23 protein-coding genes are annotated in these 25665 nt (G+C 60.4%); 6 read left to right on the top strand and 17 right to left on the bottom strand.

Annotated elements, in window-relative coordinates:
* Positions 1–69 precede the first annotated feature (69 nt).
* The 10 genes from ORL50_RS12010 to ORL50_RS11965 all read right to left on the bottom strand — a co-directional run bounded on the left by ORL50_RS12010 (position 70) and on the right by ORL50_RS11965 (position 13792).
* Complete coding sequence (locus ORL50_RS12010; protein ID WP_266014675.1) at positions 70–2055, bottom strand: flagellin N-terminal helical domain-containing protein; 1986 nt, start codon at positions 2053–2055, stop codon at positions 70–72.
* A 241-nt stretch (positions 2056–2296) separates the two neighbouring features.
* A complete protein-coding gene (locus ORL50_RS12005) occupies positions 2297–3223 on the bottom strand; it encodes a ketoacyl-ACP synthase III (protein WP_266014671.1) in 927 nt (308 codons plus the stop codon).
* A gap of 341 nt (positions 3224–3564) precedes the next feature.
* Positions 3565–5160, bottom strand: a complete 1596-nt coding sequence (locus tag ORL50_RS12000) for a flagellar hook-associated protein 3 (RefSeq protein ID WP_266014668.1) — start codon at positions 5158–5160, stop codon at positions 3565–3567.
* 14 nt (positions 5161–5174) lie between these two features.
* A complete protein-coding gene (gene flgK, locus ORL50_RS11995; protein WP_266014665.1) occupies positions 5175–7199 on the bottom strand; it encodes a flagellar hook-associated protein FlgK in 2025 nt (674 codons plus the stop codon).
* A gap of 23 nt (positions 7200–7222) precedes the next feature.
* Positions 7223–8521, bottom strand: a complete 1299-nt coding sequence (gene flgJ / locus ORL50_RS11990; RefSeq protein WP_266014662.1) for a flagellar assembly peptidoglycan hydrolase FlgJ — start codon at positions 8519–8521, stop codon at positions 7223–7225.
* Between the two features lie 11 nt (positions 8522–8532).
* Positions 8533–9621 (bottom strand): flagellar basal body P-ring protein FlgI, encoded by a 1089-nt coding sequence (locus ORL50_RS11985; protein WP_266014779.1) that lies wholly within the window; start codon positions 9619–9621, stop codon positions 8533–8535.
* 39 nt (positions 9622–9660) lie between these two features.
* A complete protein-coding gene (gene flgH, locus ORL50_RS11980) occupies positions 9661–10356 on the bottom strand; it encodes a flagellar basal body L-ring protein FlgH (protein ID WP_266014659.1) in 696 nt (231 codons plus the stop codon).
* Positions 10357–10408: 52 nt separating this feature from the next.
* Entirely contained in the window at positions 10409–11194 is a 786-nt protein-coding gene (gene flgG, locus ORL50_RS11975; protein WP_045058874.1) for a flagellar basal-body rod protein FlgG, read from the bottom strand.
* Positions 11195–11239: 45 nt separating this feature from the next.
* A complete protein-coding gene (locus ORL50_RS11970; protein ID WP_266014655.1) occupies positions 11240–11980 on the bottom strand; it encodes a flagellar basal body rod protein FlgF in 741 nt (246 codons plus the stop codon).
* A gap of 246 nt (positions 11981–12226) precedes the next feature.
* Entirely contained in the window at positions 12227–13792 is a 1566-nt protein-coding gene (locus ORL50_RS11965; RefSeq protein WP_266014652.1) for a sigma-54-dependent transcriptional regulator, read from the bottom strand.
* A 381-nt stretch (positions 13793–14173) separates the two neighbouring features.
* Here ORL50_RS11965 and phhA point away from each other — a divergent pair, with 381 nt between their 5' ends.
* From phhA to ORL50_RS11935, 6 genes are all read left to right on the top strand, one after another.
* Entirely contained in the window at positions 14174–14965 is a 792-nt protein-coding gene (gene phhA / locus ORL50_RS11960) for a phenylalanine 4-monooxygenase (protein ID WP_122837927.1), read from the top strand.
* Between the two features lie 69 nt (positions 14966–15034).
* Entirely contained in the window at positions 15035–15391 is a 357-nt protein-coding gene (locus ORL50_RS11955) for a 4a-hydroxytetrahydrobiopterin dehydratase (protein ID WP_045058870.1), read from the top strand.
* A complete protein-coding gene (locus ORL50_RS11950) occupies positions 15391–16584 on the top strand; it encodes an amino acid aminotransferase (protein ID WP_416236020.1) in 1194 nt (397 codons plus the stop codon). Before ORL50_RS11955 ends, ORL50_RS11950 begins: the two co-directional genes overlap by 1 nt.
* A gap of 282 nt (positions 16585–16866) precedes the next feature.
* Positions 16867–16998, top strand: a complete 132-nt coding sequence (locus tag ORL50_RS11945) for a hypothetical protein (RefSeq protein ID WP_266014646.1) — start codon at positions 16867–16869, stop codon at positions 16996–16998.
* 74 nt (positions 16999–17072) lie between these two features.
* Entirely contained in the window at positions 17073–17258 is a 186-nt protein-coding gene (locus ORL50_RS11940; RefSeq protein ID WP_266014643.1) for a hypothetical protein, read from the top strand.
* 99 nt (positions 17259–17357) lie between these two features.
* The gene (locus tag ORL50_RS11935) at positions 17358–18557 is read left to right on the top strand and encodes an MFS transporter (RefSeq protein ID WP_266014640.1); all 1200 of its coding nucleotides are present in this window, start codon (positions 17358–17360) and stop codon (positions 18555–18557) included.
* Here the strand turns inward: ORL50_RS11935 and arfB are convergent.
* The 7 genes from arfB to ORL50_RS11900 form a co-directional block, all read right to left on the bottom strand.
* Entirely contained in the window at positions 18554–18967 is a 414-nt protein-coding gene (gene arfB, locus ORL50_RS11930) for an alternative ribosome rescue aminoacyl-tRNA hydrolase ArfB (RefSeq protein ID WP_266014637.1), read from the bottom strand. The two genes, ORL50_RS11935 and arfB, sit on opposite strands and share 4 nt — an antisense overlap.
* 256 nt (positions 18968–19223) lie before the next feature.
* The gene (locus ORL50_RS11925) at positions 19224–20636 is read right to left on the bottom strand and encodes an amino acid permease (protein ID WP_266014634.1); all 1413 of its coding nucleotides are present in this window, start codon (positions 20634–20636) and stop codon (positions 19224–19226) included.
* Positions 20637–21506: 870 nt separating this feature from the next.
* A complete protein-coding gene (gene rluB / locus ORL50_RS11920; protein WP_266014632.1) occupies positions 21507–22775 on the bottom strand; it encodes a 23S rRNA pseudouridine(2605) synthase RluB in 1269 nt (422 codons plus the stop codon).
* Positions 22776–22930: 155 nt separating this feature from the next.
* Positions 22931–23122 carry a DUF1289 domain-containing protein gene (locus tag ORL50_RS11915; protein WP_266014629.1) on the bottom strand — a complete coding sequence of 64 codons (192 nt, stop codon included), beginning with the start codon at positions 23120–23122 and terminating at the stop codon, positions 22931–22933.
* Between the two features lie 123 nt (positions 23123–23245).
* On the bottom strand, positions 23246–24205 hold the full coding sequence (gene scpB / locus ORL50_RS11910; RefSeq protein WP_266014626.1) for an SMC-Scp complex subunit ScpB: 960 nt from the start codon (positions 24203–24205) through the stop codon (positions 23246–23248).
* Positions 24206–24216: 11 nt separating this feature from the next.
* Positions 24217–25035, bottom strand: coding sequence for a segregation and condensation protein A (locus ORL50_RS11905; RefSeq protein WP_490722693.1), 819 nt, complete (start codon positions 25033–25035; stop codon positions 24217–24219).
* Positions 25036–25665, bottom strand: coding sequence for an L-threonylcarbamoyladenylate synthase (locus ORL50_RS11900; protein WP_247289436.1), 630 nt, complete (start codon positions 25663–25665; stop codon positions 25036–25038).

Below are 25665 nucleotides of genomic sequence, written 5' to 3'. Positions count from 1 at the left end.
CATCACCTCAAAACTGAAAAAACGGAAGGGCACGTAGAGCGCCCTTCCGTTAGTTAACCGCTACCGATATTACTGAAGCAGCTTCAGAACAGCGGATGGCAGTTGGTTAGCCTGGGACAGGATCGCGGTGGACGCCTGTTGCAGGGTTTGTTGCTTAGTCAGTTCAGCAGCTTCGGATGCAAAGTCAGCGTCCTCTACGCGGCCTTTAGCAGCGGTGGAGTTCTGCGAAATGCTCTGCAAGTTGGCCACGGTGCTGGCGAAACGGTTTTGCACCGCACCCAGCTGCGAACGCTGGCTGTCGATTTGCTGAAGAGCGCCGTCCAGTGCCTGTACTGCCTGTTGCGAAGCGGCATTAGTCAGGATGCTCAGGTCGGAAACGGTAGTTTCCATGGTAACTGCAGACTTGGTGCCAGCAGCGGAAACGGCGGTCAGACCCAGTGCGGCCAGACCAGTACCCGCACTGCCATCCTTGAGGGTGATGTCTTTGTCAGCAAACAGATTCAGGGTGCCGTCAGCGTTTTTGCTGGCATTCACGCCGGTGCTGGCGCTGTTGATCGACGCAACGATCGCGTCGGTGGTATCGCCTTTCTTGAATTTGACTTCAACGCCGTTGACGTCTACAGAGGTGTCTTCTTTCAGCTTGGCCTGGGAAGTACCTGCCGACAGACCCAGCTGAGACAGCGAGCCGCTGGAAGTGTTGGCCAGCTTGATGTCTTTACCTTCGCCCGAAGTGAGGGTCACACGACCTTCTTTAACAGTTGCTGTGCCGCCTGCGCCTGTGGTGGCTGCGAGACTGGACAATACCGTTTTCATTGTGGCACCCGCAGCCCACGATACACTCGTACCGTTAACGGTGATGGCACCAGCAGAGCCCATCTTTTCTTTATCCCATGCACCAGTAGTACCAGCCGTCAAGCCGGTTTTGGCCACGTCAGCGCCACCAACGGTGAAGTCTTTCGCCGAGGTCAGGGTCAGAAGACCAGCAGCATCGGTTGAAGCTGTAACGCCGGTCTGAGCCGACTTGCTGTTGATCGCGACAGCTGCCGCTAGACCGGCGGCAGCACCAGCAGCAGCTGTAGTCAGAGTAATGTCTGTGCCGTTGATGTTGAGAATATCGCCAGCAGTTGTCGCCAAAGCGGCAGTGCCGGTTACTGTAGCTTTTGGTTCTGCAGCAACAGCAGCAGTAGTGCCCGCGGTCAAGCCTGCTTTGGCCAGACTACCAGCAACGTTGTCCCCCAAAACGATGTTGCCCTTCGAAGACAGGGTCAAGGCACCGGTTGAAGGATCGGAAGTAGCAGTAACACCTGTAGTACCGGATGCAAGGTTGATCGCCGCTGCAGCGGAGATACCAGAAGCACTACCAGCAGCAGCAACACCGAAGGTGATTACTGTTCCGTTGATATCAATCTTGTCGGCAGCGGTAGTCGCAAGTGCAGCACCACCCGTTACGCTAGCCCCCTTAGGCAATGGTAGAGTCGAACCAGTGGCGGTAGCGCTCAAACCAGCTAACGCAGTGCTGTTAACGCTTGCCTCGCTGTAAGTACCTTTCAGACCGGTGGCGCTGATGTCGGTCATACCGAACGAGATGGTTTCGTTGGCATTTGCGCCGATTTGGAAACCAACGTTGCTGAACGAACCGTCCAGCAGGTTACGACCACCGAAGGTGGTGGTGTTGGAGATACGGGTCAGCTCACCCACCTTGGCGGTGAATTCCTGCTGCAGGGAAGTACGGTCAGCGTCGCTTTTATCACCGTTCGCAGACTGCAGGGCGAGTTCACGCAGACGTTGCAGCAGGTTGGTGGATTCTTGCATCGCGCCTTCAGCGGTCTGCGCGATCGAAACACCGTTGTTGGCGTTGGCGATTGCAACGTTCAAACCTTTCACCTGGTTGCCCAGACGGTTGGCGATTTGCATGCCGGCAGCGTCGTCTTTAGCGCTGTTGATTTTCAGGCCGGAGGACAGGCGGTTCATCGAGTTGCTCAGAGCGTCGGAAGCCTTGTTCAGGTTTTTCTGAACGCCCAGGGAGGTGATGTTGGTGTTTACTGATAAAGCCATGACGAATTCCTCGTTGGTTGGGTGCTGCGGCTTCCGGCCCTGGCAACCGCCGGGTGTGGCCTAGAGAACCTTCGTAATAGTTATCGTCGTGAAAGCGGGTTGCTTGAGCGCTTTTTTGTTTTTTTTTACTAGCACCGTGCCACTCCTTGCGATTCAAGGCCTTAGCTCTGCCCCCCTGAAAGCAAAAACGCCCATGACCTCGCGGTCATGGGCGTTTTTTTGGCGTTAATTAACTGGCGCGTCAGGGGCGATGAATAATCGCCGAACCCCAGGACAGGCCCACGCCGAAACCGCTGATGGCCACGCGCTTCCAGCTGGAGTCGAACATGTGCTTTTCCAGCAGCAGCGGAATGCTCGACGACACAGTGTTGCCGGTCTCGACCATGTCCTTGACGAATTTCTCCGGCTCGCCTTCGAAACGCCGTGCCACGGCGTCGACGATGGCCGCACTGCCTTGATGGATACAGAACGCGTCGATGTCCTGGGACACCAGGCCTGACTCGTCAAGCAGCTCGTGCAGGTGCGCCGGCACTTTGAGCAGCGCGAAGTTGAACACCTGACGCCCGTTCATATAGAACACGCCGTCAGTGACTTTCAGGTGTGGAGCACCCGAGCCGTCGGTGCCGAACTTGGCTTTACCCAACTGCCAGGCTGCATCTTCACCCATCCAGGTGGCCGTGGCGGCATCGCCGAACAGCATGGTGGTATTGCGGTCTTCGGGGTCGACGATCTTCGAATACGGGTCTGCAGTGATCAGCAGGCCGTTCTTCAAGCCAGTGGCTTCCATGAAGCCCTTGATGGCGTAGATGCCGTAGACATAACCCGAGCAACCCAGGGAGATGTCGAAGGCCGCGACGTTGGTCGACAGGCCAAGCTTGTCCTGAACGATCGCTGAGGTGTGCGGCAGCCCTTCCTCGTCACCGTTCTGGGTGACGACGATCAATACGTCGATGGCTTGACGATCGAGCTGCGGATTGTTGGCGAACAAAGCGTTGGCGGCCTCGACACACAGGTCGGAGGTTTCCTGGGCAGCGTCCTTGCGCGGCAGGAACGCCGAGCCGATTTTTCCAAGGATGAACTCTTCATCCTTTTCGAACTTCGCGCCCTGAGCATAATTATCCAGCCCACTCGCTGGCACGTAGCTGGCAATGCTTTTTATGCCAATCATTGTGGCTTCCCAATACTAAATAGCTGGAGATCACCGCTCGCAAGACCGAGAGGTACTGACAATACTGGACTTCGCCGAGTGAAAAAATACGGCGCAGACGCTCCGCCAATCCGGAAAACACGCCCGACAAGGGTCAGCCCCCTGCCCATCCTTTTTTACACAATACAGTGAAGATGCGCTTTATGACTCGCAGGTCACGCATTATGCGTGGCTTATAGCAAACATCCAGTCACAAACGAGCGTTCAACCGCCGACTGGAGGGTAAAAAAAATTAAGTATTGGGCAAGAAAAGCGACAACGAGGCATTGCCGGCACCCAGGGTGCCGGCAATCTAGGCGGGATTACAGCTTGTTGAACAGGCTCAACTGGGCGATTTTCACGAAAGCCAGCTGGGAGGCTTGTAGCAGTGATTGCTGGAAGGCCAGATCAATCGACGCGGTCGCCACATCAGTATTGCCAATGGCGGCCTGGGTGCTGGTGTTGGAGAGGTCCAGGCTGGTGTTCTCAGCACTCTGGATGTCAATCGAGTTCAGGCGCGCGCCGATGGCGCCACGCACGGTCAGCACCTGCTCGCTGGCATTGGCCAGATTGCTGACTGCCGAGTTCAAGGCATCCTTTAGCTTGATCTGCGCCAGATCGTTGCCATCGGAAGGGGTTTCCAGGGTTTGCCGTAGTTGGCTCAGGGTATCGAGAGCGCTCTGGGTCTGGTGGCTGCTGCCACTGATGACAAACTGATCATCTGCGCCAGGAGCACCGGTGAAATCGAGTTTCACTCCGGCCACGGTGATCGTGCCGGAGCCGGCAACCATCGCCCCTTCACCAATCGATTTACTGTCTGCGCTCATCGGCTGGGCATAGACTTTGTAGTTGCTGGCATCGGTGAACTTGACGACCACCCCACTGCCGGGAAATCCGTTGACGTAGTCAGCCTGGTTAGCCACGCCGGACTGGGTGATCTGCGCCGTCGAGCCATTGCTCGGAGTCCGCGAGGTATTGAAGCTGTCAGGCTTGGTGCCCAGGGCGAAAATGTGATCCTTGACCTCTGCGTCGGGGGTCATCGGCAGGTTGGTCACTGGATCAACAGGCGCCTTGAGCCGCAAGGTGATATCGAAGTCGACACCGCGCAGGCTGATGGTCGAACCGCCTTCTTTTTTCGAATCGAAAGTGCCGTTGCCTGACACCTCGGAAGTGACGTCGTTGCCGTCTTTATCCGCGATGGTGTAATGAGTGCTGTCGACGAACTTCAGCTCATAAGGTTCGCCAGCGGCAAAGTTCTTGGTGTAAGCCGCAGTCGACTTCATCAGGCCCGCAGAGATGGAAACCGTACCATCGTTAGGCTTGGATGGATCAAGGATTGCCTGAGTCCGCCCGGAGTTGGTCGCCGATTCGAGAACGCTCTTGCCGGTATCGTTGGTGGCGATGGACAGCGTGTCCGACACCTGCAGGCTCAACTGGGTGTCGTCGCCCTGATAGGTGTAGGTACCGTCGTTGTTGCGCACGTAGGGAGGCGTCGAAGTCTTCGAGCCGGAGAACATGTAATTGCCCCCCGAATCCTTGCTGTTCAGCAAGCTCAACACGTTCGCTTCGATCTCGCCCAGCTCTTCGGCAATGGACTTGCGATCGGCATCGCTCTTGCTGCCATCGCCAGCACTCAGGGCCAGTTCACGCGCGCGCTGCAGTGCCGTGTTGACGCTATCCAGGACGCTTTCTTCGTTCATCAGCGAGTTCTTGATGCTGCCCATGTTGTTGCTGTATTGGCTGAGCATCGCCTTCTGCTGCTGCAACATCAACAACTGCGCAGCCCCAACAGGATCATCCCCCGCACTCTGAATACGCACGCCCGAAGTGATCTGCTCCTGAGTCTTCACAATCGAGGAGAAGTTGTTCTGGTACTTGGCCGCACTCGTCTCAAAGTACTGAGCTGTAGAAATTCGCATCGTCGAAGACTCCCTTAAAGACTGTTGATCAGCGTGCTGAACGTTTCTTGCGCGGCCTTGATAATCTGCGACGACGCGGTGTAGTACTGCTGGAACTTGACCAGGTCGGCGGCTTCATCGTCCAGGTTGACCTGGGACACTGACGCGACTTCGGACTTGGCCCGTGCCAAAATTGCCCCGCTGGCGGTGCTGTCGCCCAGGGCCTGGCTGGCCTTGGCGCCGACCTGTTCCACCAGGCGGCTGTAGGCGGTGGTCATGCTCATGCCGGCGTTGCCGCCACTGACGCCGACCGTGGCCTTGGTTTGCAGGCCCAACACTTCGTTGGCGTTGCGGTTGTCTTTTTTGCCGTCGACGTTGAAGGCGACTTCGTATTTGTCGTTCTTCGACGGCGAGCCGCTGACCGTGGTGTTGAAGGAAAACGACTTGCCGGCAATCGGCAGGCCGGCGGCGTCGAGGATTGGCACGTTGATCGTCAGGTCGTTGCCCTGCCCCGGCACGATGGTGCCGGTGCCAATGCTCTGGCCTTTCGCGTTGAAGATTTCGTAGGCCTGGCTGCCCCCCGCCGCTTCCTTGAAGGCCAGGGTCACCGGCATGGAATTCTTGATCCCGGCCTGCAAGTCGGCCAAGTCGGCGCCGGAGTAGATGTCCATCGGCACTGTCAGTGCCGGCGGAGTCAGCGCGCCGGTGCCGCCGTTGCCGGTGTTGCTGGTCGCGACCAGGGCGCCGGCAAAGGCAAGTTTGTTCGAGTCGGTCATCTGCGTGGTGATGGTGCTGGCACCCGTCCGGGTCGGGATCACCTTGAAGGTGTCACCAGCGCTCAGGCCACCGCCGTTGAGGTTGAGTTTAAAACCATCGATCTCGGCCGCCGGGTTCAGGTCGAAACTGCCCATGCTCTTGCCGTCGGAACGTTTGACCGTGTACTTGTCCGCGGCGGTGAACGTCACTTCGTAATCGAAGGTGGTCAGCGCGCTGGAGTTGGTGATGCTGACGTCAAGATTGCCCGAACCTGCGCTGTTGCTCGATGCCGCCAGGCTGCGCTGGCTGATGGCCGCCGCACTGTTGATGCTGGAGAACAACGAAGCGCCGAACTCGCCATTGGCGTCGAGGCCCTGGCCCAATTGGCGGTTGATCTTGTCGGCGACCACGATCGCGGTGCGGCCCAGGTCGTTCATCGCCGGCACCAGCACGTCTTCACGGTAGCGCAGCAATCCGCCGATCTTGCCGCCGCTGATAACCGAGGTCACATCGCTCACCGAAGACGGCGAGTTGACCTGGATGTTCAGCTGGTTCTTGTCGATGCCGGTGCGGGCGGTCGATAGGGTGTTGGACGTGTTGCCCAGCACCAGCGACTGGCCCGTGCCGAGGGATACGTTGTAGCTGCCGTTCTGTTCCTGGACGGTCACGCCGACCAGCTCATTGAGCGTGCGCACCGCTTCGTTACGCGCATCGAGCAGGTTGTTCGGGCCGCTGCCGGTCGAGCTGCCGGCCTGGGAAATCTGCTGGTTCAGCGAGGCAATCGAGGCCGTCAACTGGTTGACCTTTTCGGTCATGGTGGTCAGCTGGCTGTTGATGCCTTCGTTCTGCTGCTGCATCTGCGACGACAGCGCGTTGAAGCGGTTGCTCAGGGTTTGTGCGTTGGTCAGCAGCAACTGGCGCGCCGCCGTATCGCTTGGGGTAGCGGCCGAGGTTTGCACTGCGGCAAAGAAGCTGCTCAACACCGCACTGATGCCGGTGGTCTTGTCGGAGAACAGTTTGTCGAGCGGGTTGACCTGCTCCAGGTACGAGTTGGCATCGTTGCTCAGCGAAGTGCTGGTCTGCAGCTGTTGATCGAGATAGGCGTTATACACCCGGCGCACATCCGCCAGGGTTGTGCCGCTGCCGATGAACACGCCGCCATTCAGATTCGAGGTATTGCTGGTCTGGATGGTCTGCTGGCGCGAATAGCCGGCGGTGTTGGCGTTGGCAATGTTATTGCCGACAGTCGCCAACGACACCTGACTGGCGTTGAGACCCGACATCCCGATATTGAGCAAACTCATGGTTCAGACCTTATACCTTGTGCCTATAAAGGCGTAGTGGAAACGCCCGCCGCAGCGTAGTTCTGATAACTCGTCATCTGCCTGGCTATCTGCGAAATCTTGCTCGCGTAGTTCGGGTCGGTTGCGTAACCGGCCTTTTGCAACTCGCGTACAAATTGTTCCGGGTTATCGGCAGACTTCACGACATCTTGATAGCGATTGTTGGTTTGCAGCAGCGTCACGAGGTCGTGGAAGCTGTCTTTGTAAGAGTCGTAGGAACGGAACTGCGCGGTCTCCTTGACCATCTCGCCGTTTCTGAATTCGCTGGTGATCGCTCGGGCCGAATCGCCCTTCCAATTGCTGCTGGCCTTGATGCCGAACAGGTTGTGGCTGCTGCTGCCATCCTGGGCGCGCATCACGGATTTGCCCCAGCCGGTTTCCAGGGCGGCCTGGGCCACCAGGTAACGCGGATCGACGCCGATGCGGTCGGCGGCTTCCTTGGCCATCGGCAGCATGGCGTTGACGAATTCGTCGGAGGAACTGAAAGCTTTTTTCGGCGGCGCCAGGGGGATTTGCGCCATGGCCCGGCCGTAGATCTGCAGGCGACCGCTGGCCGGCGCCTCGGTTTGCGCGGTCAGCCAGTCGCCGTTGTACAGCGAACCGGCGCCGGTCGGGCTGACCTGGGGCACTTCGATTTTATTGATCGCTGCAGTAGCCGTGGCGGCCGGCGTTGCGGCCGATGGCACCAGGCCGGCGAGCAGGCGGTCGGCCAGTTTCGGTGGCAATGCCAGGCGGCGCTGGTTGATCAGCGCCATGTCATTGCGGTGCGCGCCCTCACCCGCTGCCTGCGGTGCATGGATCGAGCGCGAAGCCCACAACGGGCGCTGGCCATTGAGGCGCGACAACGGTCCGTTGGTGGCAGCCGTGCCCGCAGCAATTGGTGTTTCCACCGCAGCTTTCGCCTCGGCCTGCTTGGCGGCGGACGCAGCCGCCGCTTCACCCGGAGCCATGGGTTTGTTCTTCGACATCTGGCGCATCAGCACGTCAGCCAGGCCGATACCGCCGCCTTCGCGCGACATGGAAACGGCCAGCTGCTGGTCGTACATTTCCTGGTACTGCTTGGCTTCAGCGGTGTTCAGCGGATTGTCCTGGCCCAGCGCATTGGTGGCCGAACGCATGGACTTGAGCATTTCGCCGAGGAACAGCGACTCGAATTCCTGCGCCACCTTGCGCATGTTCGCGTCGCTGTTCTTGTCGCCGACCTTCAGCTGGTTGAGGCGATTCAAGTCCGAATAGGACCCCGAATCGCTGCTGCTGACCAGACCGCTCTTGTACATATCCATGGGCGCGGTCCTCAGATCACGATCAGGTCGGCTTGCAGGGCGCCGGCCTGTTTCAGTGCTTCGAGAATGGCCATCAGGTCACCCGGTGCCGCGCCGACCTGGTTCACCGCCCGGACGATTTCGTCGAGGGTAGTGCCCGGGCCGAACTTGAACATCGGCTTGGCTTCCTGCTGGGCGTTGACCCGCGAGCGCGGCACGACGGCCGTCTGGCCATTGGACAGCGGGCCAGGCTGGCTGACGATCGGGTCTTCGGTGATGGTCACGGTCAGGCTGCCGTGGGTGACGGCGGCCGGGGACACTTTGACGTTCTGGCCGATCACGATGGTGCCAGTACGCGAGTTGATGATGACTTTAGCCACCGCCTGGCCCGGATCGACTTCAAGGTTTTCGATGATCGACAGGTAGTCGACGCGCTGGCTCGGATCCAGTGGCGCACTGACACGGATCGAGCCGCCGTCGATGGCCTGGGCCACGCCAGGGCCGAGCATGTTGTTGATCTTGTCGACGATGCGCTTGGCGGTGGTGAAGTCCGAACGGTTGAGGTTCAGCGTCAGGCTGTTGCCCTGGTTAAAACCACTCGGTACCGCACGCTCGACCGAAGCACCGCCGGGGATGCGCCCGGCCGACGGGACGTTGACGGTGATCTTCGAACCGTCGCGACCTTCGGCATCAAAACCGCCGACCACCAGGTTGCCCTGGGCGATCGCATAGACGTTGCCGTCGATACCCTTGAGCGGCGTCAGCAGCAAGGTGCCGCCGCGCAGGCTCTTGGAGTTGCCGATCGACGACACGGTGATATCCACCTGCTGACCCGGCTTGGCGAACGCCGGCAGGTCGGCACTGATCGATACCGCCGCGACGTTTTTCAACTGTACGTTGCCCGAACCCGGCGGCACCTTGATGCCGAACTGCGACAGCATGTTGTTGAAGGTTTGCAGGGTGAACGGAGTCTGCGTTGTCTGGTCGCCGGTGCCGTTAAGCCCGACCACCAGGCCATAGCCGATCAATTGGTTGGACCGCACGCCGGAAATACTGGCGATGTCCTTCAGCCGCTCGGCTTGAGCGTTGAAGGCTGCGCCCAGCAGCAACGCGCCCAGCATCAGGTGTTTGAAGTTCAACGTGCTCAACTTGATAGCCACCTAGAAAGGGAACAGCGGGCTGAGGAAGAAACGGTCGAACCAGCCTGGCTGACTCGCATCGGCGAAGGCTCCGGTGCCCGAATAGGTGATGCGTGCATCGGCGACCCGGGTCGACGACACGGTGTTGTCGGTGGAGATGTCATCGGCGCGGACCATGCCGGCAATCCGCACCAGCTCATCGCCGGTGTTGAGGGTCAGCCACTTCTCGCCGCGCACGGCGATGATGCCGTTGGGCAATACGTCGGCGACGGTCACGGTGATCGAACCGGTCAGGCTGTTGCTCTGGCCGGACTTGCTGTCGCCCTTGGTCGCACGGTCGCCGGAATATCCGACGTCCAGGCTCAGGTCACCGCCCCCCACCGGGTCATTGGTGCTCAGGCCGCCTCCGAAAAACGAGCTCAGGCCGATGTCGGTCTTGCTGTTCTTGCCGATCTGCGAGTTGGCGTTCTTGCTCGCCTGGGTGCGCTCGTTCAGCGTGATGGTGATGATGTCACCCACGCGAAACGCCTTGCGGTCGCTGTACAGGTTCTGTTCGAAGCCCGCCTGGTAGATCGAGCCATTGTTGGCGGCAGCCGGCAGCGGCGTGCGCGGCAACACCGGGGCGTAGTACGGGTCGTTGGGCCGGGGCGCGGGCGCGACACAGCCCGCGAGCGCGGTGATCCCACTCAGTGCCAGAACAGATACGAAGCGATTCATGACCCTACCTCACGGTGTTGCCGGCGACCGCGTGGCCGCCCCATAGACTTGATTACAGATTCTGCGTTACGAACGAGAGCATCTGGTCGGCGGTGGAGATCACCTTGGAGTTCATCTCGTAAGCGCGCTGGGTGGTGATCATGTTGACCATCTCCTCAACGGTGCTGACGTTGGAGGTTTCCAGGGTGTTCTGCAGCGTGGTACCAAAACCGGCGAGACCCGGGGTGCCGACTTGCGGCGCGCCGCTGGCGGCGGTTTCCAGGAACAGGTTGTTGCCCACGGCTTGCAGGCCGGCCGGGTTGATGAAGTCGGCCGTCTGCAGGTTGCCGATCACCTGGGAAGCGGCGTTGCCCGGAACGGTAACGGAAACGGTGCCGTCGCGGCCGACCGTGAAGGTCTGGGCGTCGTTCGGGATGACAATGGCCGGTTCCAAAGCGAAGCCACTGGCATTGACGATCTGGCCGTTGGAGTCCAGGTGGAAAGTACCGTCACGGGTATAGGACGTGGTGCCATCCGGCTGCAGGATCTGGAAGAAACCGCGACCATCGATGGCCATGTCCAGCGGCTGCTCGGTGGTTTGCAAGCTGCCGGCGGTGAAGTTTTTCTGCGTGCCGACAATGCGCACACCGGTACCCACCTGCAGACCCGACGGCAGTTCGCTGTCCTGGGTCGACTGGGCGCCAGGCTGACGCTTGATCTGATAGAGCAGGTCCTGGAACTCGGCGCGATCACGTTTGAAACCCGTGGTCGAGACGTTCGCCAGGTTGTTGGAAATGGTGGTCAGGTTGGTGTCCTGGGCGGACAGACCGGTTTTGGCAACCCATAGAGCCGGAAGCATTCGATTCTCCTCGTGCGCCTGTTTTACGGCGCGACGTTCTGGTAATTAGCTGATCTGCAAGACCCGAGCCATGGCCTGGTCGTCTTCTTTGGCGGTGTTCATCATCTTGACGTGCAATTCGAACTGCTTGGCCAGCGCCAGCACCGAGGTCATTTCTTCCACGGCATTGACGTTGCTCGATTCGAGGAAACCCGACACCAGCTTGACGTTGGCATCCGCCTGCGCCGGTTGGCCGTCCTTGGTGTGGATCGAACCGTCGAGGCCTTTGGTCATGTTCTTGAAGTCCGGGTTGACCAGCTTGATGCGGTCGACTTCAGCCATCACGCGCGGGCCTTCGCCCATCGCGCGGATGCTGATGGTGCCGTCCTCGCCCACTTCGATCTGTTGCTCGGGCGGCACGGCAATCGGCCCGCCATTGCCCATTACCGGCATGCCGTTGCCGGCGCGCAATACGCCAAGGGCATCGACGTTGAGGCTGCCGGTGCGCACGTAGCTTTCACCGCCATCGGGGTTCTGCACGGCGATCCAGCCATTGCCCTGCACGGCGACGTCGAGGTCACGCCCGGTTTCCACCAGTGCGCCTGCGGAAAAGTCGGTGGCCGGCCGCTCGGCCATGGCAAACGCCCGCGCCGGAAAGCTGTCACCAAACACCGGCATCGAGCGGGCCTGCTCCAGGTCTTTCTGAAAACCGTTGGTGGAGATGTTCGCGAGGTTGTTCGCATGAGCCTTCTGCGCCAGTGCATTCTGGCTGGCGCCGGTCATAGCTACATAAAGGTACTTATCCACACTCTTTCCTCTGCATGCCGGACGTTTGCCGCCCACCGCTGTACTGCTGAGCCATAAGCAATTTGCAGACCAACTATTTTCTGGCGGCGCGAAGCCGGGCAAACAGGGGACTTGAGGGATTTGGAGGGGATTGGAGGATTGGGGTAAAGACGAAAAACCGGCGGTGTAGTGCCGCTTCGCGGCAAGTGCCAATTACTTCGAATCGACACCGTCTCCGTAGCAGCTGCCGAGCCTGCTACAGGGGATCTAGGCGCTGCCGGGTTCTTTGCCCACCTCATACTCACGCAACTTGTTGGCAATGGTGGTATGCGATACCCCCAAGCGCTTGCCCAACTGCCGGCTGCTCGGGTGCTCGGAATACAGGCGTTCCAGCACCGCCTTTTCGAAGCGCCCGACTATCTCGTCCAGCCCGCCCTCCAGCGAGAAATCGCCAAGCGGCTGACGCACTCCGTAATCCGGCAGGCGAATATGCTCGGCCTTGACGGTGCCGCCTTCGCACAGGGAGACCGCCTGGAACAATACGTTTTCCAGCTGCCGGACATTACCCGGCCAATGGTAGTGACTGAGCCGCTCCATCGCCGCCGGCGCCAGTTTTGGCAGCGGGCAACCGATCTGCCGGCTGGCCTGATCGAGGAAGTGCTCGACCAGCGGCGTCAAGCCATCCAGGCATTCGCGCAGCGGCGGGATGTGCAACGACAACACGTTCAGGCGGTGGTACAGATCCTGGCGGAACTCCCCGCGCGCGCACAGCTCGGACAGATCCACCTGGGTCGCGCAGATCACTCGCACATCGAGGTAAACCTCTTCATCGCTGCCTACCCGACGAAAGCAGCCGTCCTGCAGGAAGCGCAGCAGTTTCACCTGCAACCGCGGGCTCATTTCGCCGACCCCATCCAGAAACAGCGTACCGCCAGCAGTGAGCTCCAGCAGCCCGAGCTTGCCTTCAGCCCGCGCGCCCTCGAAGGCACCTGGGCCGTAGCCGAACAGTTCGGTCTCGGCCATGGACTCCGGCAGCCCCGCACAGTTGAGCGCCATCAATGGCGACTGGCCGCGAGGACTCGCTAGGTGGCAGGCACGCGCCAACAACTCCTTACCGGTGCCGGTTTCGCCTTCGATCAACAGCGGTGCGTCCAGGGGCGCCATGCGCCGGGCTTCGCGGACCACCGCGGCCATTACTTTCGAGCTCTGGAAGATGCTGTCAAACCCGCGCAGTTCCTGTTTGCGCACGTTGTAGATGCGCTCGCCGACCCGATCCGCGCGGTGCAGGGTCAACACCGCGCCGGCCATGGCCTCGCTGTCGTCATGTTCCGATTGCAGCGGCGCGATATCGGCAAGGAACACGTCGCCCTTGACCTTGACCCGCAGCCCGTTGATCCGCGACTTGTTGGCACGCACCAGTTCCGGCAGGTCGAAATCCTCAGCGTAACGGGACAACGGAATCCCCGGCACTTCGTCCACCCGCACTCCGAGCAGCTGTGCCGCCGCCCGGTTGGCCGCGACGATCGAGCCGCCCATGTCGATCGACAGCACCGGAAACTCCAGCGCGCCGAGTAGCGCATTGAGTTCCATATGCCGACGTTCGCTGGGCATTAGTCCTACGCGCTTGACGCCGAACACCCCGGGTATCGACTCGAATTTCGCCCGCAGTGCCTGGAACTGCAGGTTGATCAGGTTAGGACAGTGCAGGTAGATCGCATTGCCGTGCTCGCCCCCGACTTCACCTCGCGCGACGTTGATCCCGTATTCCACCAGCAGGTTGAGGATGTCACGCAGGATGCCGATGCGGTTTTGGCAATGGACTTTGATACGCATAAAAAAGGCCTGAGAAAGCGGTGGATGGGCTTGGCACCTGGTAGGAGTGAGCCTGCTCGCGATGGCGGTGGGTCAGCCAGACTGATGGCAACTGACCCACCGCCATCGCGAGCAGGCTCACTCCTACCGGGGGAAACTCCAGCAATTTCTGCTGAGATGCTGAAATAGCCGTCAAGATTATGTGACACCTAGAGCGCTTTTCAAACCCGAAAAACTCAACGTCCGCGCTACAACCGCCAATCCGTAACGAAAACTTTACGATATTCGGTAACTTTTCCCACTCGTACGTCGCACACGACGCTGCACTCCTCCACTTCCTGGGGTATTTCTAAGTCCATAGCTGGACATAACAAGAACGAATTCCCCTAGCAGGAGAGCAGCATGAAGCAGACGCAATACGTGGCTCGCGAGCCCGATGCGCAAGGTTTTATCGACTACCCCGCCGAAGAACACGCGGTGTGGAACACGCTGATCACTCGCCAACTGAAAGTGATCGAGGGTCGTGCGTGCCAGGAATACCTGGACGGTATCGAAAAACTCGGTCTGCCCCACGACCGCATCCCGCAACTTGGCGAAATCAACAAGGTCCTCGGTGAAACCACCGGCTGGCAAGTGGCCCGGGTTCCGGCGCTGATTCCCTTCCAGACCTTTTTCGAATTGCTCGCCAACAAACAATTCCCGGTGGCCACCTTTATTCGCACCCGCGAAGAACTGGACTACCTGCAAGAGCCGGATATTTTCCACGAGATTTTTGGCCACTGCCCGCTGCTGACCAACCCCTGGTTCGCCGAATTCACCCACACCTACGGCAAGCTTGGCCTGCAGGCGACCAAGGAAGAACGGGTGTACCTGGCGCGCCTTTACTGGATGACCATCGAATTCGGCCTGGTCGACACTCCCCAAGGCCAACGCATCTACGGCGGCGGCATTCTTTCTTCGCCTAAAGAAACTGTCTACTGCCTGTCCGACGAGCCTGAACATCAAGCCTTCGACCCGCTGGAATGCATGCGCACGCCTTATCGCATCGACATCCTGCAGCCGTTGTATTTTGTCCTGCCCAACCTCAAGCGTCTGTTCGACCTGGCCCACGAAGACATCATGGGCATGGTCAAGCAAGGCATGCAGCTGGGCTTGCACGCACCGAAATTTCCGCCCAAGCCAAAAGCGGCCTGAGCAGATCCCGCTCGCGACTTGCGCGCAAAGATAGTAATTTCCAACAAGAATCGAATTCAGGAATACACCATGAACGCTCTGAACCAAGCCCATTGCGAAGCCTGCCAAGCCGGCGCACCTCAGGTCAGCGACGAAGAACTGCCGGTATTGCTCAAGCAGATCCCGGACTGGAACATCGAAGTTCGCGACAGCATCATGCAGCTGGAAAAAGTCTTCCTGTTCAAGAATTTCAAGCACGCCCTGGCGTTCACCAACGCGGTCGGTGAAATCTCCGAGGCCGAGGGTCACCACCCGGGCCTGCTGACCGAGTGGGGCAAAGTCACCGTGACCTGGTGGAGCCATTCCATCAAGGGCCTGCACCGCAACGACTTCATCATGGCCGCGCGCACCGACGAAGTGGCCAAAGACGCCGAGGGCCGCAAATAATGCATTTCGACTCGATCGGCCGAGTACCCGGCGATCCGATCCTGGGGTTGATGGACGCGTATGCGCAGGATCCGAACCCGCGCAAATTCGACCTCGGCGTGGGCGTCTATAAAGACGCTCACGGCCTGACGCCGATTCCGCAAGCGGTAAAACTCGCCGAGGCGCGACTGGTCGACAAGCAATCCACCAAGACTTACATCGGTGGCCATGGCGAGCCGGCGTTCGGCAAGGTGATCAACGAGCTGGTGCTGGGCGCCGACTCCCGGTTGATCGCCGAGCAGCGCGCGGGCGCGACCCAGACTCCAGGCGGCACCGGTGCACTGCGCCTCAGCGCCGACTTCATCGCCCAGTGCCTGCCGGGCCGTGGCGTGTGGTTGAGCAACCCTACCTGGCCGATCCACGAAACGATTTTCGCCGCAGCCGGGGTCAAGGTCAGCCACTACCCTTACGTCGGCAGCGATAACCGTCTCGACGTCGAAGCCATGCTCGCGGTTCTCAGTGAAGTGCCCAACGGCGACGTAGTGCTGCTGCATGCCTGCTGCCACAACCCCACCGGTTTTGACCTGTCCCATGACGACTGGCGTCGGGTGCTGGACATCGTGCGCAGCCGCGATCTGCTGCCGCTGATCGACTTCGCCTACCAGGGTTTTGGTGATGGCCTGGAGCAGGATGCCTGGTCGACCCGGCTGTTCGCCGCCGAGTTGCCGGAAGTGCTGATCACCAGTTCGTGCTCGAAGAATTTCGGCCTGTACCGCGATCGTACGGGCGCGCTGATTGTTTGCGCGAAAAACGCCGAGAAGCTGGTGGATATTCGCAGCCAGCTGGCCAACATTGCCCGCAACCTGTGGTCGACTCCGCCGGATCATGGCGCCGCCGTCGTGGCGACCATCCTGGGCGACCCGGAGCTGAAAAGCCTGTGGGCCGACGAAGTGGAAGCCATGCGCCTGCGCATCGCGCAGTTACGCAGCGGCCTGGTCGAAGCACTCGAACCGCACGGTTTGCGCGAGCGTTTTGCCCACATCGGTGTGCAGCGCGGCATGTTCTCCTACACCGGCCTGTCGCCGGAGCAGGTGAAGAATTTGCGTGATCACCACAGCGTCTACATGGTCGGCACCGGCCGGGCGAACGTGGCGGGCATCGATGCAACACGCCTGGACTTGCTGGCCGAGGCAATCGCCCAGGTCTGTAAGTAATCTCAGCCACTGCCACCACCCCTGTGGGAGCGGGCTTGCTCGCGAAAGCGGTGGGTCAGTCGACATCTCAGTTGCCTGACCTATCGCCTTCGCGAGCAAGCCCGCTCCCACAAGGAATCTCCTTGTGGATTTGATCCCTGGTCAAATCTCGAGGTGCGGCCATCTGTCGCAGAAATCCCAGATAAAACTCTAATTGTCATTTCTCCTGCTGTATCCTGCCCAGGCTTTGTAAAAGCGCGGATCTACCAGATCTATCAACAGACTTTGCGAGGAGCGCGAATCATGCACGAGATCCCTAATCTCCCCTTCCCAAGCCTGCACGAAACTGAGCAGACAACCACGCAGCAAGCCGGCGCCCAACAGCCCGAGCCGAAAGAAGCATCTGACAGTCGCCAGGCTGACAGCGAAGACTGAGACACCCGCAATGCCAGACCGTGTGGAAAGCGCTAACATGCGCTTTCCACACCGCCTGAACCTTGAGCCCCAGCATGAATGACGACTTCACCGATAACCAGGCCAGCGTCCTGATCGGCACCGCCGAGAAGATGATCGATATCTGGAATCGCCTCTCCCCGGAAAAACAAGCTGCCCTGCTCGCCCGTTTCGGTACCCAGGAAAACGCCCTGGCCGCTCTGGTCACGACTCAACTGGTTGCCCCCGCCAAACCGATTTGATCCCACTCGGCAAATAGTTTTACTTTTTCACGACCTGCCTGCCCTCCCACCGCTATCATAAGCAGCCTATCTATCCTGCTTTGCCGTGGACCTTTACTCATGTCTGAAAACCAGCGCCCCTTGGCGGTCACGCTGCAAGTTGTGTCCATCGTCCTCTTCACCTTCATTGGCTACCTGAACATCGGCATTCCCCTGGCGGTGTTGCCGGGCTACGTCCACAGCGACCTGGGTTTCGGCGCGGTGATCGCCGGCCTGGTGATCAGCGTGCAATACCTGGCCACCCTGCTGAGCCGCCCCTACGCCGGCAAGATCATCGACAACAAGGGCAGCAAGCTGGCGGTGATGTACGGCCTCGCGGGTTGCGGCCTGAGTGGTGTTTTCATGCTGATTTCAGCCTGGACCCAGAGCTTGCCCATGTTCAGCCTGATCAGCCTGCTGATCGGCCGCCTGGTGCTCGGCAGCGCGGAAAGCCTGGTCGGCTCCGGTTCGATCGGTTGGGGCATCGGCCGTGTCGGCGCGGCGAACACTGCCAAAGTGATCTCCTGGAACGGTATTGCCAGTTACGGCGCACTGGCCGTCGGCGCGCCGCTGGGTGTGCTGCTGGTGAGGGAGTTGGGCTTATGGAGCATGGGCGTAAGCATCGTGCTGCTGGCGGTGATCGGCCTGGCCCTGGCCTGGCCCAAGACCGCTGCGCCGATCGTGGTCGGCGAGCGCTTGCCGTTCATGCACGTGCTGGGTCGGGTGCTGCCCCACGGCTGCGGCCTCGCGCTGGGTTCCATCGGGTTTGGCACTATCGCCACCTTCATCACCCTGTATTACGCCACGCAAAATTGGGACAACGCCGTACTGTGCCTGAGCCTGTTCGGCGCCAGCTTCATCGGCGCGCGCCTGCTGTTCGGCAACCTGATCAACCGCCTCGGGGGCTTCCGTGTGGCGATCGCCTGCCTGTCGGTGGAGACGCTGGGCTTACTGCTGCTGTGGCTGGCACCCGATGCGCACTGGGCTTTGGCCGGCGCGGCCTTGAGCGGCTTTGGCTTTTCCCTGGTGTTTCCGGCGCTCGGTGTGGAAGCGGTGAACCTGGTGCCGGCTTCCAGCCGCGGGGCGGCAGTCGGGGCCTATTCGCTATTTATCGACCTGTCCCTGGGGATTACCGGACCGCTGGCGGGTGCCATCGCCGCAGGTTTCGGCTTTGCCTCGATCTTCCTGTTCGCCGCTGTCGCCGCCCTCAGCGGCCTGGGCCTGAGTGTCTATCTATACCGCCAGGCGCCGAGATACCGGGAGCAGCGGGACGCCGGCTAGAAATCGACCTTGCCGCGCCCGGCCTTGATGCTGCCGCGCTTGGTCTTGGATTCGAGGCGGCGCTTCTTCGAGCCCAGGGTCGGCTTGGTCGGGCGGCGTTTCTTCTCGACCTTGGTGGCGCTGAGGATCAGCTCGGTCAGGCGCTCCAGGGCGTCGGCGCGATTGGCTTCCTGGGTGCGGTATTGCTGGGCCTTGATGATCAACACGCCGTCGCTGGTAATCCGACTGTCGCGCAGCGCCAGCAGCCGCTCCTTGTAGAACTCGGGCAATGACGAGGCGCGAATGTCAAAGCGCAGGTGCATGGCGCTGGAGACCTTGTTGACGTTCTGCCCACCGGCGCCCTGGGCGCGAATGGCCGTCAACTCGATCTCGGCATCCGGCAGGTGCACGTTGTTGGAAATCACCAGCATGGAAAAAGCGTCCGTATTCAGAGCGTGCAGGATACCGCGAATGCGATCTTCAGAACGCCGAAAATCCCCTGTGGGAGCAAGGCTTGCCCGCGATTGAGGCGCCGCGTTCTACAGGTTAGACCGCGTCATCGTTCATCGCGGGCAAGCCTTGCTCCCACAGGGGATCCCCAACAGGCTTGCTTTCACAGGAGATCTGCGCAGGTCACAAAACAATAAACCCGGCACATGGCCGGGTTTGTTGTTTCCGCGAACTGCGTTACTTCACCGCTGGCTGCAGCCCGTGACGCGCGCTGCGCTTGTTCTTGATGCCGTAGCAGATCCACATGAAGGCCAGCCACACTGGAATCGCATACACCGAGACCTGGATGCCCGGAATCAACAGCATCACGCCAAGGATGAACACCACGAACGCCAGGCAGATGTAGTTGCCGTACGGGTACCACAGCGCCTTGAACAGCGGTGTCTGGTGGGTCTTGTTCATGTGCTGGCGGAACTTGAAGTGCGAGAAGCTGATCATCGCCCAGTTGATCACCAGGGTAGCCACCACCAGCGACATCAGCAGCTCAAGCGCGCTGTGCGGGATCAGGTAATTGAGCAACACCGCGATCAGCGTGACCGCCGCCGAAGCCAGGATCGAACGCACCGGCACGCCGCGCTTGTCGATCTTTGCCAAGGCTTTCGGGGCATCGCCCTGCTCGGCCATGCCCAGCAGCATGCGGCTGTTGCAGTAGGTGCCGCTGTTGTACACCGACAATGCCGCCGTCAACACCACGAAGTTTAGGATGTGCGCAGCGGTGTTGCTGCCCAGCATCGAAAACACTTGCACGAACGGGCTGCCGCTGTAGGAATCGCCCGAGGCGTTCAGAGTTTCCAGCAGGCTGTCCCATGGCGTCAACGAGAGCAGGATCACCAGTGCGCCGATGTAGAAAATCAGGATCCGGTAGATCACCTGGTTGATGGCTTTCGGGATCACGGTTTTCGGCTTGTCTGCTTCCGCTGCGGTGAAGCCGAGCATTTCCAGGCCACCGAAGGAGAACATGATGATCGCCATGGCCATCACCAGGCCGCTGACGCCGTTCGGGAAGAAGCCGCCGTGGGACCACAGGTTGCTCACCGACGCTTGCGGCCCACCATTGCCGCTGACCAGCAGGTAGCTGCCCAGTGCGATCATGCCGACGATCGCTACGACCTTGATGATCGCGAACCAGAACTCGGCCTCGCCGAACACCTTGACGTTCGCCAGGTTGATCAGGTTGATCAGAATGAAGAAGCCGGCAGCCGAGACCCAGGTCGGGATATCCGGCGCCCAATAGTGGATGTACTTGCCGACCGCAGTCAGCTCCGACATGCCCACCAGGATGTACAGAATCCAGCAGTTCCAGCCCGACAGGAACCCAGCGAAACCACCCCAATACTTATGCGCAAAGTGGCTGAAGGATCCAGCGACCGGCTCTTCGACGATCATTTCGCCAAGCTGGCGCATGATCATGAAGGCGATGAAGCCGCAGATGGCGTAGCCGAGGATCATCGACGGGCCGGCGGATTTAAGCACCCCGGCCGAGCCGAGGAACAGTCCGGTACCGATCGCGCCACCGAGGGCGATCAGTTGAATGTGGCGATTTTTCAGGCCGCGTTTCAGCTCGCCTGAATGCGAGTTTTGTCCACTCATGAAAAGGGTCTCACGCAAGGTTTGATGATGTTCAGTAGACGTGCTGCTCGGGTTGCGATTTCAAGCAGCGCCGATCAAACCCCAGCGCAAGCACCAGGAGTTCAGCGTATTTACAACGTTCATGCGTCACCTGTTTGTTTTTATCTGTGACGAAATCGAACCCGACGCGCTTGTGGCGCAACGGAGTGAACAAGGCGGGTAGCCCTGAGGTTTGCGCTGGTGCGCAGGAAGTCACAGTTAAAACGCGGCGCATTGTACACCTGTAACCCCCTGCTGCCAGACCCGCTGGATCAGCGCGTCATTTGCCGGGATTGCCTGTGTCCGCCCCGGGAGTGCCGGGCGGCTGCAAAAATTGAGTCAGACCTTTGCAGGTCTACGACGGGAGCGACGGGAAAATCGCGCCACGCAGAGAGGTGGAGTTGGGTCACGGCGTTCATTGCGCCTCCTTGTTTTTATGCACCTGCACGGCAGGCATGGGGCGCATATGATCCTGCTATGGAGGTTGAAACAAGCGGGATAGAGGGCTGGGAGCGCGGCGCGAAGGAGATTGGCGGAAGGATTTCCTTACACCAGGTGAAAGATCGTTGAAGCAGTGCCTGATTCGTCAGGATTGCTTTACAAGCCGTAACGAGGGATTTCCAGGCCACCTTCAAGGGTGCTCTCATTGGCCCCTTCGCGAGCAAGCCCGCTCCCACAGGTGATATGGGGTATGGCCAGATTTTTCATACCACCGCAAATCCCCGGTGGGAGCGGGCTTGCTCGCGAAGGCTGACTGCCAGGCGCCTGAGCATTTGAGCCAGCCAAAAAAAAACGCCACCCCGAAGGATGGCGCTTTTACTTGCAGCTCAAAGCTCGAAGCTTACAACTGCCTCACTCCGGCTTACGACGCCCAAACCCCGGACGCTGACCGGAACCGGCCGGCGCGCCGCGGCGCTTGCCCGACGGTGCATCCTTGTCGACCAGGACAATCCCAGGACGCTTTTTCGGCGCCGGCTTGGCTGGACGCTTGGTGTCCGCAGGACGATCCGCCACTGGCGTACCGCGACCGGCAGGTGCGCCGCGATCACTGCGACCACCGGCGGGGGCACCACGACCTTCGCCACGCTCGGTACGACCATTGGCCGGACGCGGAGTGCGTGGGCCGCGCTCGCCATCGGCGCGAGGTGCCGCCGGCTTGCGGGCCGGACGTTCGCCTTCGATGTGCGGCTCACGGGCCGGACGCGGTGTGGCGGCTGGGGCACCGGCGGCTGGACGCAGGGTGCGCACACGCTCGGTGGTACCCATTGGACGGGACGACTTGCGCTGCATACGCTCGAGCTTGTCCTTGCTCTTGGCGTTCATCTGCGGCATGGCCACAGGCGTCAGGCCAACTTCGGCACTGAGGATGTCGACTTCGTACTGGCTCATTTCGCGCCAGCGGCCCATCGGCAGGTCGGAGTTGAGGAACACCGGACCAAAACGCACACGCTTCAGGCGGCTGACCACCAGGCCCTGGGATTCCCACAGGCGACGCACTTCACGGTTGCGACCTTCCATCACCACGCAGTGATACCAGTGGTTAAAACCTTCGCCACCGGGCGCCTGCTTGATGTCGGTGAACTTGGCCGGGCCGTCTTCGAGGACAACACCGGCTTTCAAGCGCTCGATCATCTCGTCATCCACTTCGCCACGCACACGTACCGCGTATTCACGGTCCATTTCGTAGGATGGATGCATCAGGCGGTTAGCCAGCTCACCGTCAGTGGTGAACATCAGCAGGCCGGTGGTGTTGATGTCCAGGCGGCCGATGTTGATCCAGCGACCTTCTTTCGGGCGCGGCATCTTGTCGAATACGGTTGGACGGCCTTCCGGGTCGTTGCGCGTGCAGATTTCACCGTCGGGCTTGTTGTACATGATCACACGGCGAACCGACTCGGCGGCTTCTTCGCGCTTGATCACCTTGCCATCAATGGTGATGGCGTCATGCAGGTCGACGCGCTGACCGAGGGTGGCGTCTTTGCCATTGACCTTGATGCGGCCGTGGCTGATCCAGGCTTCCACGTCACGGCGCGAGCCGACGCCGATACGGGCGAGGACTTTCTGCAGTTTTTCGCCTGCTGGGCCGATTTCCTGGTCGTCTTTCTGGTCGTTGATACTCATCTGGGCACCTCCCGGTGTGGTCTGTTCAGGAAGCGCTGAGAAGGCGTCCTGAAGCGTGGTCTATCTGGTTCTTGGGCGAAGGGATCGCCGAAGGGCCGCGAATCATACGCGCATGCGCGGATTTACGCACCAGAGACTAGCGCACGGTGCTCAGGTTATTTGTTTTTGCGCCGAGCGGTAGGGCCGAGCGCGATCAGGCGCAAGGCGGCTTCGGCGAGCACGGCGCGCTTGTCGACCTTGTCGAGCTTCTTCCACGCCTTGATTTCACGCTTGCTGCGGCCGCAGCCGAGGCAGATGTCGTCGGTGAATTTGCAGACGCTGATGCAGGGGTCTTTGGTGGAACTCATGCAGTTCTCCGGTTAGCCCAGCCCTTGTAGGAGTGAGCCTGCTCGCGATGGAGTATCAGACGACACAATATTGCCTGTCATGACGCCATCGCGAGCAGGCTCACTCCTACAGGGGTATCGGGGTCAGTCCTCGAATTCGCGGCGTTCGGCTTCGATCGCTTCCGCCAGGGCGCGGGCTTCGGCTTCTTCATCAGTCAGGTCGGGGGTGAGCGCAGCAACTGCCGCCAACAGTTTCTCGCGAGCCTCGGCCATTCCCAGCACATCGTCTTCCGGCTCTGCTTCAACTGGGGCTTCGACCTCAACTTGGCGTTCAACCGGGATTTCAGGTTCGGGCTGATCCAGACCTTCTTCAGTCTCAGTCACTGCACCATCGCGCAGGATGTCGTCGAAGTCGGTCTTGAGCCCCTCCTCCATCGTGTCCAGTTCCAGCAGCAGCGTATGGAAACTGGTTTCTTCCTTCGGCTCTTCCGGCTCGGCACTGGCGTCCGCCAGCTCCTGCAGGCTGGCGGGTACGGGGGCGTCGTCGAAGTCGAGTACCGGGTCCGGCTCCAGTTCGCGCAGCTCGGCCAGGGGCGGCAGGTCGTCGAGGTTCTTCAGGTTGAAGTGGTCGAGAAACGCCTTGGTGGTGGCAAACATCGCCGGTTTACCGGGCACGTCGCGGTAGCCGACGATGCGGATCCACTCGCGCTCAAGCAAGGTCTTGACGATGTGGCTGTTGACCGCCACTCCTCGCACGTCCTCGATTTCGCCCCGGGTGATCGGCTGGCGATAGGCGATCAGCGCCATGGTTTCGAGCATGGCCCGGGAATAGCGCTGCGGGCGCTCTTCCCACAGGCGGCCAACCCACGGCGAGAATTTTTCGCGGATCTGCAGGCGATAGCCGGAGGCGACTTCCTTCAGCTCGAAGGCGCGCCCGTCACAGGACTTGGCCAGAATCGTCAAAGCCTTCTTGAACACCGGTGGCTCCGGGCGTTCGGCTTCTTCGAAGAGTTCGAACAGGCGCTCAAGCGATTGCGGTTTTCCCGATGCCAACAGAAAGGCTTCAAGCAGCGGTGCCAGCTCGCGGGGTTCAGTCAGGTTCATGATTCAACTCGTTATTCGGCTCGGGCCCGCACGTGGATCGCTGCGAACGGCTCATTCTGCACTAGCTCGACCAAGGATTCCTTGACCAGTTCGAGGATCGCCATGAAGGTCACCACCACCCCCAGGCGCCCCTCCTCGGCCGTGAACAGCTCGACAAAGGGCACGAACCCGCCACCCTTGAGCCGCTCCAGCACATCGCTCATACGCTCGCGAGTGGACAAGGCTTCGCGGCTGACCTGGTGGCTTTCGAACATGTCGCCCCGGCGCAGCACCTCGGCCATGGACATCAGCAATTCCGCCAGGCTGACGTCCGGCACCAACTTGCGCGCCCGGGCTTCAGGGGCGTCGAGCCTGGGCACCACGACATCGCGACCGACTCGGCTCAGGCCATCGATGCCTTCGGCAGCCGCCTTGAAGCGTTCGTACTCCTGCAAACGACGAATCAGTTCGGCACGGGGGTCGTCTTCCTCGGCCTCGATCGATTCCGCCCGGGGCAACAGCATCCGCGATTTGATCTCGGCCAGCATCGCGGCCATCACCAGATATTCGGCCGCCAGCTCCAGGCGCACCGACTGCATCAACTCGACATAGCCCATGTACTGGCGGGTGATTTCCGCCACGGGGATGTCGAGAATGTTGATGTTCTGTTTGCGGATCAGGTACAGCAGCAAATCGAGGGGCCCTTCGAAGGCTTCGAGAAACACTTCGAGGGCATCCGGTGGAATGTACAGGTCCAGCGGCATTTCCATCACCGCCTGGCCGTAGACCATGGCGAATGGCAGCTCCTGCTGGGCCCCGGCCTGACTGTCGACCGGCTCTACTGCAGACATCTAGGCTTCGGCCATGAACGGCGCAGGGTCGCCGCACCCAACGCGGATCACTTCCGGCTCGCCGTCGGCCAGATTGATCACGGTGGACGCCTTGATCCCGCCAAAGCCGCCGTCGATGATCAGGTCGACCTGATGTTCGAGCATCTGGCGCATTTCATACGGATCGGTCAGCGGGTCGGTATCTCCCGGCATGATCAGCGTCACACTCATCAATGGCTCACCGAGCTCTTCCAGCAAGGCCAGGGCAATCGGATGACTTGGCACGCGCAGGCCGATGGTGCGCTTCTTCGGGTGCAGCAACAGCCGCGGGACTTCCCGGGTGGCGTTGAGAATGAAGGTGTAAGGCCCCGGAAGGTGTGCCTTGAGCAAGCGAAATGTGCCGGTATCGATCTTGGCGAACAGGCCCAATTGCGACAGATCGCTGCAGATCAGCGCGAAGTTATGTTTCTCATCCAGCTGGCGCAGACGGCGCACGCGCTCCACCGCATTCTTGTCGCCGATCTGGCAACCAATGGCGTAGGACGAGTCTGTGGGATAAATCACCACCCCGCCTTTGCGGATGATCTCGACAGCCTGTTTGATCAGGCGCGCTTGCGGGTTTTCCGGATGAATCTGGAAAAATTGACTCAC

The organism is Pseudomonas sp. RIT-562, assembly GCF_026241895.1.
GTDB lineage: Bacteria > Pseudomonadota > Gammaproteobacteria > Pseudomonadales > Pseudomonadaceae > Aquipseudomonas > Aquipseudomonas mandelii_F.
Note: the sequence above shows the minus strand (reverse complement) of the source record. Positions and strands in the feature narration are given on the sequence as shown.